Here is an 18082-nt window from a genome sequence, read left to right as displayed (position 1 = left end):
ATCAGCGCAGAGCGGCCGGCGCTGAGCCGGTCGCCCCCGAGCGAGCGGTTCTGAGCGGCCGGCCCGTTCAGGGGGTGGCCGTCTCCAGCGCGTCGATCTCGGCCAGGAGCGCCCGCTTGCGCTCGGCCGGCAGGTAGGAGGCGGTCACGCCGTTGCGGGCCAGGTCGGCCAGCTCGCGCCGGCCGAGGCCGAAGACCCGGGCCGCGGTCCGGTACTCCCCGGTCAGCGAGGTGTCGAACATGGGCGGGTCGTCGGTGTTGAGCGTCACGAACAGCCCCTCCTCCAGCAGGCGCGGCAGCGGGTGGTCCTCGATGCGGGCCACCTGCCCCGTGCACACGTTGGAGGTGGGGCAGACGTCGAGCGGCAGCCGTGTCTCGCGCAGGTGGGCGACGAGCCGCTCGTCCTGGAGGCAGGCGATGCCGTGGGCGATCCGCTCGGCGCCGTACGCCTCGACGACCTCCCAGATCGTCTCCGGCCCGGTCATCTCGCCGCCGTGCGGGACGCTGTGCAGGCCGGCGTTGCGGGCGGCGGTGAACGCGTCGCGGTAGGCGTCGCGGTAGTGGACGCGCTCCTGCTCGATCCCGCCGATGCCGAAACCTACCAACGCGGCGGGAGGTTCCTCCAGGGCGTGGGCCACGGTGATCTCCGCCGCCTCGACGCCGTACTCGCCGGGGATGTCGAAGATGTAGGCCATCTCCACGCCGAACTCCTCCGGCGCGCGGCGGGCGGCCAAGTCGAGGGCCTCGGTGACCGCGCGCCGCGGCATCCCGACGATGTGATGGGCGTACGGGGTGACCTGGAGCTCGGCGTACCGGGCGCCCTGCGCGGCCAGGTCGCGGGCCAGCCCGAGCACCAGGGTGGCGACGTCCTCCGGCTCGCGCACCAGCGCGTTGACGGCCTTGTAGACCCGCGCGAAGTGCGGGAAGTCGGTGAACCGGTAGAAGGCGCGCAGCTCCTCCTCCGACGTGGGCACGCCGCCGCCGGGGTGGCGGCGGGCCAGCTCCAGGACCGTGGGCACGGACGCGGAGCCGATGAGGTGGACGTGCAGCTCGACCTTGGGCAGGGCGTCGATGAACGCGTCGAGGGCGGCGTCGCCGGAGGAGGCGTCCGCCCGGGCCGGGAGGGGGGCGTCGATGGTCGCGTCGGTCGTCATGGCGACGACCTTAGGCCGCCCTCCTCCCGTACGGACAGCTTTGGCGGCCGAATCTCACACAAAGACGTCAGCTTTGCTCGACGGGTCTCTCGGCCCAGGCCCGCACCAGCGGGAACAGCACGTCGTCCGCCGCCTCCACCACGAAGGCGTCGTCCAGCGGCGGCCCGACGAAGATCAGCCGATGCCACACGAGGGCCTCGGCGACGGCGGCGAGCCGGGCGGTGTCCGCCCTCCTCGCCGGCTCGCCCCGGTTCTCGCCCCGCACCAGCAGCGCCTCCACGCCGCTGAGGTCGCGGCTGGGCAGGTGCGCGCGCAGCGCCCTGGCCAGCTCCTGGTTCGACACCAGCGTCGAGGACAGGCCCATGATGAGCGTGTGCTTGCGCTCGGCCGTCTCGCACAGGCACCTGACCAGCTCGGCCAGGTCGCCCCGGAGCGAACCGGTGTCGCGCGGGCGCGGCGCGTCCATGTCGAAGCGGTTGCAGATGACGTCCACGACCAGCTCGGGCTTGCCCGCCCAGCGCCGGTAGATCGTCGCCTTGCTGGCCCGGGCGCGCTTGGCGATCTGGTCGACCGACATCCGGTCGTAGCCCATCTCCGACAGCAGCTCCAGCGTGGCGTCGAGGATGGCCCTCTCGCGCACGGGGTCGAGTGGGGCCACGTACACGTCCTCCGGTCCTGCCCGGCGGGTCCGCCCGGCGATCGTGGTCAGCTCGTCACGGAGTCGCCGGGTGCCCGCCGGGGCGTCACCGTACGGCGATCCGTTCGAATCGTACGCCGGTGAGCTCGGTGGAGACGTCCCAGAGGCGCGCGGCCAGCTCCTCGGAACGGGCGTCGGCGGACGGGGTGATCAGGCGCAGCTTCGGGCCGACGAACTCGCCGCCGCGGATGTCCGGCGAGGTGGCGGCGTACAGGGACGGCAGCGCGCCGGTCTCGGGGCTCAGCAGGAACAGCCCCAGGAGGGGCTTGAGCGGCCCCACCTTGACGATGTTCGTGGCGGTGGCGCCGGGGTGCGTGGCCACGCTCCTGAGGTCGGCCTGGGCCCGCTCGGCGCGCCGCTGGAGTTCCAGGGTGAACAGCAGGTTCGCCAGCTTCGAGCGGCCGTAGGCGCTCATCCGGCCGTAACCGCGCTCCAGGGCGAGGTCGTCGAAGTCGAGCCGGCCTCGGGTGTGGGCGTCGCTGGACACGGTCACCACGCGCGCGCCCGGGCGGGCGAGCAGCTTCGGCAGGAGCAGCCCGGTCAGCGCGAAGTGGCCGAGGTGGTTGGTGCCGAACTGCAGCTCGAACCCGTCCTTCGTCAGGCTGCGCGGCTTCATGCCGACGCCGGCGTTGTTGACCAGCAGGTCCACCTCGTCCACGCCCTCGGCGAACGCGCGCACGGAGGCCAGGTCGGCGAGGTCCAGCCGGGCGTGCTCGGCGCGGGCGTCGGGGACGGCCCGCCGGATCGCGGCCACGGCCTCCGCGCCCTTGGCGTCGGAGCGCGCGGCCACGATCACGCGTGCGCCGTGGCGGGCCAGCTCCAGCGCGGTGGGCAGGCCGATGCCGCTGTTGGCGCCGGTGACGATCGCGGTGCGGCCGTCGAGGCGGGGCATGTCGTCGGGGGTCCAGGTGGTCATCGCCACTCCCGTGGTAGCCAAGTGTACGGAACGGTTTCGTACACCCTAGCCCTCCGAAGCCGCCCGCGCGACGCTCGTGCGGGTCATCCCTCCAGGCGGCGGCGGGCATGGCGCTCCTCGCGGCGGGCCACCTCCAGGCGCTGCTCGCTCTCCCGCAGCTTCGCGCGGGCCTTGGTGAGCTTGCGCTCCAGCCGCGCCACCTTCTCCGCGCGCTTGTCGTGCTCCCGCACCGCCTCCGTCAGCGCCTCGCGCCATTCGAGGTAGGTCGCCTCGGCCTCCATGCGCTCCTGCGCCCGGCGGGCCTCGCGGGCGGCGCGCGCCTCGGCCTCCCGCCGGGCCCGCTCCTCGGCCGCCGCCTTCCGCGACGCCCGCACCTCCCGCGCCGGGCGGCCGGCGGCACCGGCGGGGCTCCTCGACCCGGAGGCAGAGCTCGTGGAACTCGTGGTGCCGGACACTCCGGCCCCCTCGGCTCCTGCCTCGCCCTGTTCGGCCTCCGCCCGGGCCGGCGCGGGGGCAGGGGCGAAGCCGCTGTACTCCAGGGGCCGCACCAGGCGTCCCTGCCGTACCTCGGCCGCCGCCCCCTCGTCCACCACGGCGGCGTCCAGCGTCCGGTCCACCTCCACCGACGCCGCGGCCGACAGCCCCATGTCCTCCTTGACCAGCCGGCCGACCCGCTCGGCGACGGCGCCGCGCCGGCGCGCGACCTCGGCCAGCGCCTCCGCGTCGTGGGCGGCCCACGCCCGGCGCAGCTCCTCCCCCACCTCCAGCAGCTCGCGCAGATCGTCCGGGTGCTCGCGCGCGGCCCGGTTCACGGCCCACGCCGAGACCGTCGGCTTGCGCAGCCGCCCGATCTCGCGGGACAGCTTCGCGTCGCCCGCGTCCTTGGCCGCGCGGGCCTCGGCCTCGCGCGCGGCGGTGAACTCGGACGGCGGCAGCCCGTAGAGACGGTCGGCCACCTCGTCAAGATCCACACCAGTGAGATACCCCACATGCATGGGTTTGTAGCGCATAGTGGAGGCAAGGCCTGCCGAACGGAGTTCTCTCGTGTTCGAGCGATTCAGCGATCGTGCCCGGAAAGTGGTCGTCCTCGCCCAGGAAGAGGCGCGGATGCTGAACCACAACTACATCGGCACCGAGCACATCCTGCTCGGCCTCCTGCACGCCGGCGACGGCGACGACGTCGCGACGCGGGCCCTGGAGGGGTTCGGGGTCGAGCTGGGACCGACGCGGCGGTACGTCGAGCAGCAGGTGGGACGCGGCACCAAGGGCCCGCCGGGGCACATCCCGTTCACGCCGCGCGCCAAGAAGGTGCTGGAGCTCTCGCTGCGCGAGGCGCTGCAACTGCGCCACAACTACATCGGCACGGAGCACATCCTGCTCGGGCTCATCCGGGAGGCCGACGGGCTCGCGGCACAGGCGCTGCTGGACGCGGGGGTCGCGCTGGACCGGCTGCGCGAACGCGTGCTCGCGCTGGTCGCCGCGGGCCCGAGGGACAGGCCGGCCGAGCCGTACTACACGAGCGGCCCGACGCTGGTGGAGCGGCTGACGCGGATCGAGGAGAGCCTGGAGCGCATCGAACGCCATCTCGGCATCGCGCGCGGACCCGGCGACACCCCCGAACGCCCCGGCGACACCTCCGAACGCCCGCCCGCCGACACCAGCGAACGCCCACCCGGCGAGACAGCCGAACGCCCGCCCGGCGAACACCCGCCCGCGACCTCCGGAGAGCGCCCGGCCGAGGGTTCCGGCGAGCGCCCGGCCGAAGCCTCCGGGGAGCGTCCTCCCACCCGAGCTCCCGGAGGGCATCCCGCCGAAGCTCCCGGCGAGCGCCCGGCCGAGGCTGGCGGGGAGGACACCGGCGACGCTCCGCGCGAGGAAGGGTCAGCTTGAGACCATCGCGCCCACCGGCAGCCGCGACTCCAGCACCCCCGGGTCCTCGGTGTAGGTGATCGAGGCGCCGAGCGAGGCCATGAGGCGCCGCATCCGGACGTTGTCCGACAGCATGGTCGCCCGCACCTCGGCGTACCCGAGGTCGCGCGCCGCCCGGATCAGCGCCCTGGCCAGCGCCGCGCCCAAGCCGCGCCCCTGCCAGCCGTCCTCGACCAGGAAGGCCATCTCGGCGACGCCGGGGTCGGCGCCGAACATCAGGTTCGCCATGGCCACGACCTGCCCGTCGTGGCCCGCCACGAGCGAGTGGCCGCGGCTGCGGTCGCACAGCTTGTCGAACATGCGCGGCGGCAGCGCCGGCATCGAGGTGAAGTAGCGGAAGCGGCGCGCCTCCGGCGAGCACCGGTCGTGCAGGTCGCGCACGGCCTCGCGGTAGATCGAGGTGAGCGGCCGGATGACGACCTCCACGCCGTCGGCCAGCTTCACGGAGCGGTTCCCGGCGGGCTGCTCGGCCGGCGGCTGGGCCAGCCGGGCGAAGGAGGCGGCGCGGGCGGCCTCGGTCAGCGTGAACGGCAGCTCCGCGCGGCGCAGCCGTACCGCGCGGCGGGGCGCCACGGGCACGACGAGCTGGGTCGGGTCGGGAAGATCACTCACCGCCTCACCATAGATCCAGCGGGCGTCGTCCGCGCGCAGCAGCTCGGCCAGCAGCTCGGGCAGCCGCCACGGCATGGAGCGCAGCCGGGAGGCCAGCAGCAGGACCCGGGTCGGCTCGTCGGTCAGCTCGTGCGCGGTCGCCGGGACGACCTGGACCCGGCGTCCGCCGGCCGCCTCCAGGGCCTCGCGCACGGTCTCGGGGTGGGCGGGGATGTCGGCGACGAACTCGTCCACCGTGCCGTCGGCGTCGGACTGGACGCTCAGGCCCAGGATGTTGCCGCCCCGGTCGGCCAGGGCGGCGGCCAGCGAGGCGAGCCGTCCCGGCCGCTCGTCGACCGTGGTGCGGATGCGCAAGAATCCCATGGGCACCAGCATGCCGGGCCGCTGTTACACGGCCGCTAACGTGGCGTTTCATGTAGCAAGATATGCGCCTATGAACGCACATATCCCGGTTTCGCCGGGTTTGTTGAATCTTGCGAGGATCTACAGCGGCGTCCGCCCCATGGGGCGGCGCGGGAAGGGCGGAGAGGGCCGATGACGACGTTGTTCCGGGGCGGACGGGTCTTCACCGCGGCGGGCGGGTTCGCCGAGGCCGTGCTCGTGCGCGACGGGGTGATCGCCGCCGTCGGCGACGAGCGCGACCTCGCCCGCGAGGCGGGCCCGCACGAGACCGTGGACCTGAAGGGCGGGCTGCTGACGCCCGGGTTCATCGACGCGCACATCCACCCGGTGCAGGCCGGGCTGGAGCGCGCGAGGTGCGACCTGTCCGAGGTGTACGGACTCGACGCGTACCAGGCGAAGATCGCCGACTATGCCGCCAGAAATCCGGACAAGGAGTGGATCGACGGCGGCGGCTGGGACATGTCCGCCTTCCCCGGCGGTCTCCCCCACCGCACCCAGCTCGACGCCGACGGCCGCCCGGTCTACCTCATCCAGCGCGACCACCACGCGGCCTGGGTCAGCACCCGCGCCCTGGAACTGGCCGGCATCACCCGCGACACCCCCGACCCCGCCGACGGCCGCATCGAGCGCGACCCCGACGGCACGCCCAGCGGCGTCCTGCACGAGGGCGCCATGGACCTGGTCGGCCTGCTCACGCCGCGCCCCACCGCGGCCGACCAGGACGCCGCGCTCGACGACGCCCAGCGCCACCTGTTCTCCCTCGGCATCACCGGCTGGCAGGACGCGATCGTCGGCTCGTACGCGGGCTCGGACGACCAGCTCCCCACGTACCTGTCGGCGGCCCGCTCGGGCCGGCTGCGGGCCCGGGTGGTCGGCGCGCTGTGGTGGGACCGCACGCGCGGGGCCGACCAGATCGCCGACCTGGTCGAGCGCCGGCGCTCCGCGGAGGGCCTGGACCGGTTCGCCGCCACCTCGGTCAAGATCATGCAGGACGGCATCACCGAGAACTTCACCGCCGCCACCCTGGAGCCGTACTGCCTGTGCGGCGGCACGGGCCTGTCGTACGTGGACCCGGGCAAGCTCAAGGAGTACGTCGCCGAGCTGGACCGGCTCGGCTTCCAGGTGCACTTCCACGCCATCGGCGAGCGGGCGGTGCGCGAGACGCTCGACGCCTGCGAAGGCACCGACCCCGCCAACCGGCACCACATCGCGCACCTGCAGATCGTGGAGCCGTCGGACGTGCCGCGCTTCGCCCGGCTCGGCGTCACCGCCAACCTGCAGCCGCTGTGGGCCACCCACCACGCCCAGATGGACGAGCTGACCCTGCCCTACCTCGGCGAGCCGCGCTCGTCGTGGCAGTACCCGTTCGCCGACCTGCTGGCGCACGGCGCGCGCTTCTGCGCGGGCAGCGACTGGCCGGTCTCGGACGCCGACCCGCTGCAGGGCATGCACGTGGCGGTCAACCGCACCGAGCCGGGCGGCTCGGTGCACGCCGGGTACCCGACCGCGCAGACGCCGTTCCTGCCGGGGCAGCGGCTCGACCTGGCCACCGTCCTGACCGCGTACACGGCCGGGTCGGCCTGGATCAACCGCTCACCGGCCGGCGTGATCGAGCCGGGCCGCCCGGCGGACCTCGTCGTGCTCGACCGCGACCCGTTCGCGCTGCCCGCCGGGGAGATCTGGACGACCCGGGTGGCGCTGACGTTCGTGGACGGCGAGCCGGTGTACGAGCGGGCCGGCGCGTAGCCGGGCCGCCCGTACCCCACAGGACGACGCGAAGGGCCCCGGCGCCACCGCCGGGGCCCTTCGCGGCACGTCATGCCGCGCGGACGTGATGTCCCGCCGACCGTCCGGCGCACGCCGGAACGGGAACTACCAGGGGGACCTGTTGTTGCGCAGGCGCTCGAGCGCCTCCTCGAGGATGGCCTTGCCGTCCTTGTCGCTCCGGCGCTCCTTCACGTAGGCCAGGTGCGTCTTGTACGGCTCGTTCTTGGGCGGGGCAGGCGGGGCCTGCTCGTCCTGTCCTGCCGGGAGGCCGCAGCGCGGGCAGTCCCACATCTCGGGGACCGCCGCGTCACTGGCGAAGCTGGGGCGCGTCTCGTGCATGTTCGCGCACCAGAACGAGACCCGCACTCTCGGAGCTGCCTCGCCGCGCTCGGCCTCCCCCATCGGGCCGGCGCCGACACGGCTGCCACGGATCGCGTTGCCACTACCCACGGATGAACTCCTCGCTCGATCGCCCCGCGAGACACGGGGGGGAGAATCACTGTCACGCGCCAAACGCTCAGGGCTTCAGCAGGAGGCCCAGCGCGATGATGCAGACGAACCAGATCACGCCCGTGATGACCGTCAGCCGGTCAAGGTTGCGCTCCACCACGGACGAGCCGCCGAAGCTCGACGAGAAACCTCCGCCGAACATGTCGGACAGACCGCCACCCTTGCCCTTGTGGAGCAGCACCAGCAGGACCATGAGACAGCTCGCCAGGATGAGGGCGATGGAGATTCCGATTACCACGGTATGCCTGTTCCTTCAGTGCTCTGTGACGCGTGACGATTCAAACTTGCCTCTAGAGGGTACGACCTGGTGTCAAGTCGCGCCTCCGGAACAGCTCAGCTAGCCGGGCATATCGGTGAAACGGCAGATCTTGACGAACTCAGCGGCGTCGATGCTGGCGCCTCCCACGAGAGCGCCGTCGACGTCGGGCTGAGCCATGATGCCGGCGATGTTGCTCGACTTGACCGACCCTCCGTACAGGATACGGACAGCGGAGGCCACTTCGGCGTCGTACAGCTCAGCGAGTCGTCCGCGCAGGGCCGAACAGACCTCCTGCGCGTCCTCCGGCGTGGCCACCTCGCCGGTGCCGATCGCCCATACCGGCTCGTAGGCCACCACGATCGACTTGACCTGCTCGGCGGTGACCTTGCGCAGGTCGGCCTCAAGCTGCGCGAGGGTGTGCGCCACGTGCCCGCCGGCCTTGCGCACCTCCAGGCCCTCGCCCACGCACAGGATGGGGGTCAGCGAGTGGCGGTAGGCGGCCTGGACCTTGGCGTTGACCAGGTCGTCGTCCTCGTGGTGGTACTGACGCCGCTCGGAGTGGCCGATCACCGTGTAGGTGCAGCCGAGCTTGGCCAGCATCGCGCCGGAGATCTCGCCTGTGTAGGCGCCGGCGTCGTGCTGGGACACGTCCTGGGCGCCGTAGACGATGCGCAGCTTGTCGCCGTCGACCAGCGTCTGCACGCTGCGCAGGTCGGTGTACGGCGGCAGGACGGCGACCTCCACCTTGTCGAAGTCCTTGTCGCCGAGCGCGAAGGCGAGCTTCTGCACCAGGGCGATGGCCTCGAGGTGGTTGAGGTTCATCTTCCAGTTGCCGGCGATGAGCGGCTTGCGGCCGCCCGCTGCGGGGCGGTCTGCCTGTCGCGTCACTCCGCGTCCTCCAGGGCGGCGAGTCCGGGGAGGGTCTTGCCCTCCAGGTATTCGAGGCTGGCCCCGCCCCCCGTGGAGATGTGGGAGAAGCCGTCCTCGGGCAGGCCGAGCCGGCGCACGGCGGCCGCCGAGTCGCCGCCGCCGACCACGGTGAAGGCGTCGGAGGCGATCAGCGCCTCCGCCACGGCGCGGGTGCCGCCCGCGAACGCGTCGAACTCGAACACGCCCATCGGGCCGTTCCAGAAGACGGTGCGGGCGTCGGCCAGCTTGGCCGCGAACAGCTCGCGGGTCTTCGGGCCGATGTCGAGCCCCTGCCGGTCGGCCGGGATCGCGCTCGCCTCGACCACGTCGTACGGCGCGTCCTTGCCGAACTCGGTGGCCGCCAGCACGTCGACCGGCAGCACCAGCTCGACGCCGCGCTCGGCGGCCTGGTCGAGGAAGCCGCGCACCTGGTCGAGCTGGTCCTCCTGCAGCAGCGACTGACCCACCTCGTGACCCTGGGCCTTGAGGAAGGTGTAGGCCATGCCGCCGCCGACGAGCAGCCGGTCGACCTTGGTGAGCAGGCTCGCGATGACGCCGAGCTTGTCGGACACCTTCGCGCCGCCCAGCACCACGACGTACGGTCGCTCGGGGTGCTCGCTCAGGCGCCTGAGCACCTCGACCTCGGCCACGACCAGCCCGCCCGCCGCGTGCGGCAGGAGCTTGGGCACGTCGTAGACGCTGGCGTGCTTGCGGTGGACGGCGCCGAAGCCGTCGCCCACGTACAGCTCGGCCAGGCCGGCCAGCTTCTCGGCGAACTCCCGGCGCGCCTGGTCGTCCTTGGACTCCTCGCCCGGCTCGTAGCGGAGGTTCTCCAGGAGGGCCACCTGGCCGTCCTGGAGCCCCGCGACGGCGGCCTGGGCGCTGTCGCCGACCACGTCGGTGGCGAAGGCGACGTCCTGGCCGAGCAGCTCGCCGAGGCGCGCGGCCACCGGCCTCAGCGAGTACTTCGGCTCGGGCTTGCCCTTGGGCCGGCCGAGGTGGGCGCAGACGACGACCTTCGCGCCGCGCCCGGTCAGGGCCTGGATCGTCGGAACCGACGCTCTGATGCGGCCGTCGTCGGTGATCGTCTCACCGTCGAGGGGGACGTTCAGGTCGGCGCGCACGAGCACGCGCCGGCCCTTCACGTCGAGATCGTCGATCGTGCGCAACTGTGCTCCTTCCGCCGAGCGGGGCTCGGACGGTCCAAGGTGATGGATGTCTCGCTCGGCGCGGGCCCCTCAGAGGCCGGCGCGACCCGTCAGAGGCGCGCCCGACCTCGCCGGGAGGTGCGCCCGGCCCGTCAGAGGTCGGCGCCGACCAGCTCGATGAGGTCGGCCAGGCGGTTGGAGTAACCCCACTCGTTGTCGTACCAGCCGACGACCTTGACCTGGTTGCCGATCACCTTGGTGAGGCCGGCGTCGAAGATGCAGGAGGCCGGGTCGGTGACGATGTCGGAGGAGACGATCTCGTCCTCGGTGTAGGTGAGGATGCCCTTGAGCGGGCCCTCGGCGGCGGCCTTGAGCGCGGCGTTGACCTCCTCGACGGTGACGTCGCGGCTGACGTCGACGGTCAGGTCGGTGGCCGAGCCGGTGGGGATCGGCACGCGCATCGCGAAGCCGTCGAGCTTGCCCTTCAGCTCGGGCAGCACGAGGCCGATGGCCTTGGCGGCACCGGTGGAGGTGGGCACCACGTTGAGGGCGGCGGCGCGGGCGCGGCGCAGGTCCTTGTGCGGGCCGTCCTGGAGGTTCTGGTCCTGCGTGTAGGCGTGGATGGTGGTCATCAGACCCTTCTCGATGGTGAAGGTGTCGTGGATGACCTTGGCCAGCGGGGCCAGGCAGTTGGTGGTGCAGGACGCGTTGGAGATGATCGTGTGGCTGGCCGGGTCGTAGGAGTCGTGGTTGACGCCCATGACGATGGTGACGTCCTCGTTCTTGGCCGGGGCCGAGATGATGACCTTCTTCGCGCCGTTGTCGGCGTGCACCTTGGCCTTGGCGGCGTCGGTGAACAGGCCGGTCGACTCGAGGACGACGTCCACCCCGAGGTCGCCCCACGGCAGCTTGGCCGGGTCGCGCTCCTCGAAGACCTTGATGGCCTTGCCGTCGACGGTGATCTCGTCGCTGGTCGCCTTCACCTCGTACGGCAGGCGGCCCAGGATGCTGTCGTACTTCAGCAGGTGGGCGAGCGTCGCGTTGTCGGTCAGGTCGTTGACCGCAACGATCTCGATGTCCTTGCCGCTGGCGGCGACCGCGCGCCAGAAGTTGCGACCGATGCGGCCGAAGCCGTTGACGCCTACGCGGATGCTCACGGAAACCGATCTCCTCGTACGTGATGCGGGCTGAAACCTCAACGCCCAAGCCTATCGGACCCAAATTGGTTTAGACCACTGCAACCCCCGCCCTGCGTATCACCATTCCGGAGGCGTAATTTGTAGCGTTCGAGTAAAGTGCCCGACTCATCGGAGTAAATTCCGGCATTCTCTGGGGGCTGAGATGTCACACCGCAGGTCCGGCCTGCTGTCCGGCCTGATCGTGGGCTTCGTCGCGATGCTGATAGGAGTCGCGGGATATGCGGCCATGGTGGCCTACTCCAACCGTCTGCCGTACGACGTGCGCTGGTTCGCGGGCAACCCGGGGCTTGTCTTTCCCGTCGCCTGCTGTCTGCTGGCCGGGCTGATCCTGGGCCTGGCCGTGTGGGTGGTCCGGCCGCGCAGCCTGCTCCTGCCTTGGGTCGTGCTGCTGTACGCCTTCGGGGTGCGCGCGGGGGGCGACGTCGCGGGCATCGTGGTCTGGGCCGTCGACAAGGGGTTCCCCCTGGCGACGTGGTTCCCCGACAACGTCGACCGCATCGCGCAGGGCGTGTGGACGGCCATGCGGACGTCCTGGCAGTTCTGGGCCGCGGTGGGCGCCGCCGCCGTGCCGGCGTTCCTGCTGACCGTCGTACGGGTCGCGCGGGTGCGCCGCCGGTGGCGGGCCGAGGCGGGCGTGGTGACCCACCGCGGGCGCGACGGCGGGGAGCAGGCGACGGACGCGATGGAGGCCGAACCCGAGTACCGGGCGCCGTTCGAGCCGCTCCAGCCGCCCAAGGCCACACCAGCCGCCCCGACGGCCAACCTCTTCGCACCCCGCGAACCGGGCCAGAGCTGACGCCTGACCCGACGGGGCCTTACCGGCCCGCCCGCTGACCCCTGCGGCCCGGGCCGCAGGGGTCACTCCGCCGCCTGGACCGCTGAAGCCCGGGCCCCGCTGAACGCGTCCGGGGCGGTCACGCACGCAGACGGAGCACGTACACGCCCGGCCCGCGCGCAGGAGACGCCGCACACACAGGCAGGACCCGGCGCACACACCATCCGCGCGCAGGAGAGCCGCCGCACACTCAAACAGAGCCCGGGCGCACACTGCCCGCAAGCACCCCGAACACCCCCACCACCAGCGCACCTGGACGCACGGACGCCCCAACGCGCACACAGCCGGCGGGACGCCGAGGGGTCAGGGCACGGGCGAAGCCAGTCCAGGGCTCCGGCCAGGTCAGGGTGCGAGCATGTCGACCGTGAGGTTGGCCTCCGTGTTGGGGATGCCGAGGTCGGAGGCGCGCTTGTCGGCCATGGCGAGCAGCCGCCGGATGCGGCCGGCGATCGCGTCCTTGGTCAGCGGCGGGTCGGCGATCTGCCCCAGTTCCTCAAGGGACGCCTGCTTGTGCTCCACCCGCAGTCGTCCGGCCACCACCAGGTGGTCCGGCGCCTCGTCGCCGAGGATCTCCAGCGCCCGCTGCACCCGCGCCCCGGCGGCCACGGCGGCGCGGGCCGAGCGCCGGAGGTTGGCGTCGTCGAAGTTGGCCAGCCGGTTGGCGGTGGCGCGCACCTCCCGGCGCATGCGGCGCTCCTCCCAGGCCAGCACGCTGTCGTGCGCGCCGAGCCGGGTGAGCAGGGCGCTGATGGCGTCGCCGTCGCGGACCACGACCCGGTCGACGCCGCGCACCTCGCGCGCCTTGGCGTGGATCTTCAGCCGCCGCGCCGAGCCGACGAGCGCCAGCGCCGCCTCCGGACCCGGGCAGGTGACCTCGAGCGACATGGAACGGCCGGGCTCGGTCAGCGAGCCGTGCGCCAGGAACGCCCCCCGCCAGGCGGCCTCGGCGTCGCAGGCCGCCCCCGCGACGACCTGGCGGGGCAGCCCGCGCACGGGCCGCCCGTGGTTGTCGATGAGGCCCGTCTGCCGGGCGAGCGCCTCACCGTCGCGGTAGACGCGTACGACGTAGCGCGACCCCTTGCGCAGGCCGGCCGGCGCGAGGACGAGAACCTCCGCCTTGTGGCCGAACACCTCGCCGATGTCCTTGATCAGCCGTCGCGCGGTGGCGTTGGTGTCGAGCTCCGCCTCGATCACGATGCGCCCGCCCACCAGGTGCAGACCGCTCGCGAACCGCAGCAGCGTCGAGACCTCGGCCTTGCGGCAGCAGGGCTTCAGCACCGGTAGTCGGCTCAGCTCGTCCTTGACCACACCCGTCATCGCCATAAGCGTTAGTCCTCCCCCATTCAGACCGGCTCCCAGCAGTCTCTCGCACCTTCGCACCGCGCCGACCAGGATCAACGCTTCTGGAGGAAAATCTCGTCCAGGACGGAGGCAAGACGTCGTGGGTCGTGCCGGGGCGAGCCGTCGGCGGCGGCCACGTCGGCCAGCACCGTACGCCCGCCGAGCGCGGCCGCCGCCTTCTCCAGCGCGTCGAGGTCGTCGACCACGCCGGTGTCGGCCAGGATCACGTCGACCGTCAGGTCGGGCGCGTGCTGCCGGAGCACCTCCAGGTGCTGCTGGGGGGAGAAGTCGTCGGTCTCGCCGGCCTGCGGGGCGAGGTTGAGCGTGACCAGCCGCCTGGCCCGGGTCTCGTGCAGGGCCCTGGCGAGCTCGGGCACCTTGAGGTGCGGCAGCACGCTGGTGAACCACGATCCGGGCCCGAACACCACCCAGTCGGCCTCCAGCACCGCCTCGATCGCCTCGGGCCGGGCCGGCGGGTCCTCGGGGATGAGGGAGACGGCCTGCACGCGACCGGGGGTCAGGGCGCACGCCACCTGGCCGCGCACGGTGGAGATGACGCCGTCGAGCTCCACCTCGGCCACGATGTCGAGCGGCACGGACGCCATGGGCAGCACGCGGCCCTGCGCGCCGAGCAGCCGTCCCACCCAGTCGAGACCGGCCACGGGGTCGCCCAGGAGCTCCCAGAGCGCGACGATGAGCAGGTTGCCGACGGCGTGGCCGTGCAGCTCGCCCTCGCTGCGGAAGCGATGCTGGACGACCTCGCTCCAGGTGATGCCCCACTCGTCGTCGCCGCACAGCGCCGCCAGCGCCATGCGCAGGTCGCCCGGCGGGAGCACGCCGAGCTCGCGGCGCAGCCGGCCGCTGGAGCCGCCGTCGTCGGCCACGGTGACGACGGCCGTGAGCGCGTCGGTCACCGACCGCAGGGCCGACAGGGAGGCGTACAGGCCGTGCCCGCCGCCGAGGGCCACGACGCGCGGCCCCCGCGGTCGCGTCCCGCCCTCCGGCGAGAGGGCCGCGGACGGCATGACGGGCACGACGCCCGGGCCCGGCGATCCCGACGAAGACGACCCCGACGAAGCCGACCCTGACGAAAGCGACCCTGAGGGCGAACCCCCTGCGGAGGGCCGGTCTACGGGCGGCGTGACGTCGTCGGACGGCCGCCCGGCAGGCGGCCGGGTGCCTGTGGACGGGGGCGGCGCGAAGGACGCGCTCCGGTCCTGGTGGTCATGGGTCACTCCCGCCCCACATCCCGGTGGCTCACCTGGACCTCCATCCCGCGGTCGCGCAGGCGGCCGGCGACCTGCTCGGCCATCGCGACGCTGCGGTGCTTGCCGCCCGTGCAGCCCACCGCCAGCGTCGCATAGCTCTTGCCCTCGCGGGCATAGCCGGCCGCGACCACCTTCAGGACCTCCTCGTACGCGTCGAGGAACTCCTTGGCGCCCGGCTGCCCCAGCACGTACTCGCGCACCGGCGTGTCGAGGCCGTTCATCGGCCGCAGCTCGGGCACCCAGTGGGGGTTGGGCAGGAACCGGCAGTCGACCACGAGGTCGGCGTCGACCGGCAGGCCGTACTTGAAGCCGAAGGACACCACGTTGACCCGCAGCCCGGGACGGTCCTCGCCGCCGAAGTAGGCGACGATCTTGTTGCGGAGTTCGTGGACGTTGTGGGAGGAGGTGTCGATGACCAGGTCGGCGTTGGCCCGCACCTCGCGCAGGATGCCGCGCTCGCGGGCGATGCCGTCGACGAGCCGGCCGTCGCCCTGGAGCGGGTGGGGGCGGCGGACGTTCTCGAAGCGGCGCACCAGCTCCTCGTCGCTGGCCTCCAGGAACACCACGCGCACCCGCACGCCGCGGCCCTCGAGCTCCTCGATGGCGGCGTTGAGGTCGGTGGTGAAGGCGAGGCTGCGCACGTCGACCACGGCCGCGACCTTGTCGGCCGCCAGCTTGACCTTGCCGGCCTCCTCGGCCATGGCGAACAGCAGGCCGGGCGGCAGGTTGTCGATGACGAACCAGCCGAGGTCCTCCAGGGCCTTGGCGGCGGTGCTGCGTCCCGCCCCGGACATGCCGGTGACGATGACGAACGCCGGATCCCGGCTGTCGTCGCGGTCGCCCTGCACCGCGGCGGCGGCAGCGGCGGCCACGACCGCTGCCGCGCCCTCGCCCGCCTCGCCCTCCGGCGCGGCGCTGCGCTTGTCGTTGTCTTCGGCGGCGCTCATCGTCTCACTCCGTTCGGCCGCTCGGTCGGTCAGGTCCGGCGGCTTCGCCCGAGACCGCGACGGCGACGCCGCCCGCGGCTCCCGCCTCGACGGGGGCGTCGGCACCGCCCGCGGCTCCCGCCTCGACAGGGTCGTCGGCGCCGCTCGGGCCGCCCGCGCCGGCGGCCGGCTGTGCGGGCGCCGCCTCGCTGGTGGTCACGGTTGACTCCCCTTTCAGCGTCGACGCGATCACCTCCGCGGTCGACCGGCCGATGCCGGGGACCTCGCAGATCTCCGCCACGGTGGCCTCGCGAAGCCGTTTCACGGAGCCGAAGTGCTTGAGCAGCGCCTGCCTCCGCGCCGGGCCGAGACCGGGCACGCCGTCGAGCGCGCTCTCCTTCACGGTCTTGGACCTCTTGGACCGATGGTAGGTGATGGCGAACCGATGCGCCTCGTCACGCACCCGTTGCAGCAGGTAGAGGCCCTCGCTGGAGCGCGGCATGATCACCGGCTGGTCGTCGCCGGGCAGCCACACCTCCTCCAGCCGCTTGGCCAGGCCGCACACGGCGACGTCGTCGATGCCGAGCTCGTCGAGCGCCCGCTGGGCGGCCGCGGCCTGCGGGCCGGCGCCGTCGACGACGACGAGGTTGGGCGGGTAGGCGAACTTGCGCGGCTTGCCGGTCTCGGGGTCGATGAGCCCCTGGGCCTCGTCGTCGGCGGCCAGCTCGCCGGTGGCCGAGCGTTCCTCCAGGTAGCGGCGGAACCGGCGGTTGATCACCTCGTAGATCGAGGCGACGTCGCCCTCCTTGGTCTTGACGGCGAAGCGGCGGTACTCGCTCTTGCGGGCCAGGCCGTCCTCGAAGACGACCATGGAGGCCACGACGTTCTCGCCCTGGAGGTGGGAGACGTCGTAGCACTCGACGCGCAGGGGCGCCTGGTCGAGGTCGAGCGCGTCGGCGATCTCCTGCAGCGCCTTGCTGCGGATGGTCAGGTCGCTGGCGCGGCGGATCTTGTGCTGGGCCAGCGACTCCATGGCGTTGCGGCCGACGGTCTCCATCAGCGCCTTCTTGTCGCCGCGCTGCGGCACCCGCACCTCGACCCGGGCGCGGCGCTGCTCGGACAGCAGCTCGGCGACCGCCGCCGCGTCGGGCGGCAGCTCGGGCACGAGCACCTCGCGGGGCATCGACTCGGGGCTCGCCTCGCCGTACATCTGGAGCAGGAACTGCTCGACCAGCTCGCCGGGCGTGGTCTCCTCGACCTTGTCGACGACCCAGCCGCGCTGGCCGCGGATGCGGCCAGCGCGCACGTAGAAGACCTGGACGGCGGCTTCGAGCGGGTCCTCGGCCAGGGCGATGACGTCGGCGTCGGTGCCCTCGCCGAGCACGACCGCCTGCTTCTCCAGGGCGCGCTGGAGCGCCTGGATGTCGTCGCGCAGCCGGGCGGCGCGCTCGTACTCCTGCTCGGCGGCGGCGTCGCGCATCTCCTTCTCCAGCCGCTTGATGAAGCGGCTGGTGTTGCCGGCCATGAAGTCGCAGAAGTCCTCGGCGAGCTCGCGGTGCTCCTGCGGGGTGACGCGGCCGACGCACGGCGCGGAGCACTTGTCGATGTAGCCGAGCAGGCAGGGCCGGCCTATCTGCCCGGCCCGCTTGAACACCCCGGCGCTGCACGTGCGCACCGGGAAGACCCGCAGGAGCAGGTCGACGGTCTCGCGGATGGCCCAGGCGTGGGAGTAGGGGCCGAAGTAGCGGGTGCCCTTGCGCTTGGCGCCGCGCATCACCTGCACGCGCGGGAAGTCCTCGCCCATGGTGACGGCGAGGTAGGGATAGGACTTGTCGTCGCGGTACTTGACGTTGAAGCGGGGGTCGAACTCCTTGATCCAGGAGTATTCGAGCTGCAGCGCCTCGACCTCGGTGCCGACGACGGTCCAGTCGACGTCGGCCGCCGTGGTCAGCATCGACTGGGTGCGGGGGTGCAGGGCGGAGAAGTCGGCGAAGTACGAGTTGAGCCGCTGCCGCAGGCTCTTGGCCTTGCCGACGTAGATCACCCGGCCGTGCGCGTCCCTGAACCGGTAGACCCCCGGTGACTCGGGGATGGACCCGGGCCGGGGCCGGAAGCTCAAGGAGGTGCCCGCTGATCTCGCCACGTTCACAGACTAACGGCCCCCACCGACAACCCCCGCCGCCTCATACCCGGGACGGAGGGCATGGTCGT

The 18082-nt window shown here is 72.7% G+C and carries 17 protein-coding genes; 3 read left to right on the top strand and 14 right to left on the bottom strand.

What is annotated here, in order from left to right:
* Nucleotides 1–67: 67 nt before the first annotated feature.
* From add to HD595_RS34710, 4 genes are all read right to left on the bottom strand, one after another.
* The gene (add, locus tag HD595_RS34725; RefSeq protein ID WP_253776529.1) at nucleotides 68–1153 is read right to left on the bottom strand and encodes an adenosine deaminase; all 1086 of its coding nucleotides are present in this window, start codon (nucleotides 1151–1153) and stop codon (nucleotides 68–70) included.
* Nucleotides 1154–1220: 67 nt separating this feature from the next.
* A complete protein-coding gene (locus HD595_RS34720) occupies nucleotides 1221–1811 on the bottom strand; it encodes a TetR/AcrR family transcriptional regulator (RefSeq protein ID WP_253776527.1) in 591 nt (196 codons plus the stop codon).
* Nucleotides 1812–1896: 85 nt separating this feature from the next.
* The gene (locus HD595_RS34715; protein ID WP_253776525.1) at nucleotides 1897–2766 is read right to left on the bottom strand and encodes an oxidoreductase; all 870 of its coding nucleotides are present in this window, start codon (nucleotides 2764–2766) and stop codon (nucleotides 1897–1899) included.
* Between the two features lie 83 nt (nucleotides 2767–2849).
* On the bottom strand, nucleotides 2850–3737 hold the full coding sequence (locus HD595_RS34710; RefSeq protein ID WP_253776523.1) for a hypothetical protein: 888 nt from the start codon (nucleotides 3735–3737) through the stop codon (nucleotides 2850–2852).
* 73 nt (nucleotides 3738–3810) lie between these two features.
* On the opposite strand from HD595_RS34710, the gene HD595_RS47385 reads away from it, so the two are divergent.
* Nucleotides 3811–4656: a Clp protease N-terminal domain-containing protein gene (locus HD595_RS47385; protein ID WP_475717469.1), complete on the top strand. Its 846-nt coding sequence runs from the start codon at nucleotides 3811–3813 to the stop codon at nucleotides 4654–4656.
* Here HD595_RS47385 and HD595_RS34700 read toward each other — a convergent pair.
* Nucleotides 4648–5670 (bottom strand): GNAT family N-acetyltransferase, encoded by a 1023-nt coding sequence (locus HD595_RS34700; RefSeq protein WP_253776521.1) that lies wholly within the window; start codon nucleotides 5668–5670, stop codon nucleotides 4648–4650. The two genes, HD595_RS47385 and HD595_RS34700, sit on opposite strands and share 9 nt — an antisense overlap.
* Nucleotides 5671–5841: 171 nt before the next feature.
* Between HD595_RS34700 and HD595_RS34695 the strand changes: the two genes are divergently transcribed.
* Nucleotides 5842–7455, top strand: a complete 1614-nt coding sequence (locus tag HD595_RS34695; protein WP_253776519.1) for an amidohydrolase — start codon at nucleotides 5842–5844, stop codon at nucleotides 7453–7455.
* A gap of 126 nt (nucleotides 7456–7581) precedes the next feature.
* On the opposite strand, the gene HD595_RS34690 is transcribed toward HD595_RS34695, so the two are convergent.
* The 5 genes from HD595_RS34690 to gap all read right to left on the bottom strand — a co-directional run bounded on the left by HD595_RS34690 (nucleotide 7582) and on the right by gap (nucleotide 11459).
* On the bottom strand, nucleotides 7582–7926 hold the full coding sequence (locus tag HD595_RS34690) for an RNA polymerase-binding protein RbpA (protein ID WP_175589638.1): 345 nt from the start codon (nucleotides 7924–7926) through the stop codon (nucleotides 7582–7584).
* Nucleotides 7927–7993: 67 nt separating this feature from the next.
* The gene (gene secG / locus HD595_RS34685) at nucleotides 7994–8224 is read right to left on the bottom strand and encodes a preprotein translocase subunit SecG (RefSeq protein ID WP_175589639.1); all 231 of its coding nucleotides are present in this window, start codon (nucleotides 8222–8224) and stop codon (nucleotides 7994–7996) included.
* Between the two features lie 99 nt (nucleotides 8225–8323).
* The gene (tpiA, locus tag HD595_RS34680) at nucleotides 8324–9133 is read right to left on the bottom strand and encodes a triose-phosphate isomerase (protein ID WP_308211294.1); all 810 of its coding nucleotides are present in this window, start codon (nucleotides 9131–9133) and stop codon (nucleotides 8324–8326) included.
* Nucleotides 9130–10323: a phosphoglycerate kinase gene (locus HD595_RS34675; protein ID WP_253776517.1), complete on the bottom strand. Its 1194-nt coding sequence runs from the start codon at nucleotides 10321–10323 to the stop codon at nucleotides 9130–9132. Before HD595_RS34675 ends, tpiA begins: the two co-directional genes overlap by 4 nt.
* A gap of 131 nt (nucleotides 10324–10454) precedes the next feature.
* Nucleotides 10455–11459 carry a type I glyceraldehyde-3-phosphate dehydrogenase gene (gap, locus tag HD595_RS34670; RefSeq protein ID WP_253776515.1) on the bottom strand — a complete coding sequence of 335 codons (1005 nt, stop codon included), beginning with the start codon at nucleotides 11457–11459 and terminating at the stop codon, nucleotides 10455–10457.
* A gap of 184 nt (nucleotides 11460–11643) precedes the next feature.
* On the opposite strand from gap, the gene HD595_RS34665 reads away from it, so the two are divergent.
* Complete coding sequence (locus HD595_RS34665; protein WP_253776513.1) at nucleotides 11644–12297, top strand: hypothetical protein; 654 nt, start codon at nucleotides 11644–11646, stop codon at nucleotides 12295–12297.
* 381 nt (nucleotides 12298–12678) lie between these two features.
* Here the strand turns inward: HD595_RS34665 and whiA are convergent, their stop codons facing one another.
* The 4 genes from whiA to uvrC form a co-directional block, all read right to left on the bottom strand.
* Entirely contained in the window at nucleotides 12679–13659 is a 981-nt protein-coding gene (gene whiA, locus HD595_RS34660; protein ID WP_138670245.1) for a DNA-binding protein WhiA, read from the bottom strand.
* A 71-nt stretch (nucleotides 13660–13730) separates the two neighbouring features.
* On the bottom strand, nucleotides 13731–14702 hold the full coding sequence (locus HD595_RS34655; RefSeq protein WP_253776511.1) for a gluconeogenesis factor YvcK family protein: 972 nt from the start codon (nucleotides 14700–14702) through the stop codon (nucleotides 13731–13733).
* 206 nt (nucleotides 14703–14908) lie between these two features.
* Nucleotides 14909–15892, bottom strand: a complete 984-nt coding sequence (gene rapZ, locus HD595_RS34650) for an RNase adapter RapZ (protein WP_301309677.1) — start codon at nucleotides 15890–15892, stop codon at nucleotides 14909–14911.
* A 4-nt stretch (nucleotides 15893–15896) separates the two neighbouring features.
* The gene (gene uvrC / locus HD595_RS34645; RefSeq protein ID WP_253781410.1) at nucleotides 15897–17990 is read right to left on the bottom strand and encodes an excinuclease ABC subunit UvrC; all 2094 of its coding nucleotides are present in this window, start codon (nucleotides 17988–17990) and stop codon (nucleotides 15897–15899) included.
* Between the last annotated feature and the right edge of the window lie 92 nt (nucleotides 17991–18082).

This window comes from Nonomuraea roseoviolacea subsp. carminata, assembly GCF_024172185.1.
Taxonomy (GTDB): domain Bacteria; phylum Actinomycetota; class Actinomycetes; order Streptosporangiales; family Streptosporangiaceae; genus Nonomuraea; species Nonomuraea roseoviolacea.
This window is presented reverse-complemented; position numbering and strand designations above follow the sequence as displayed.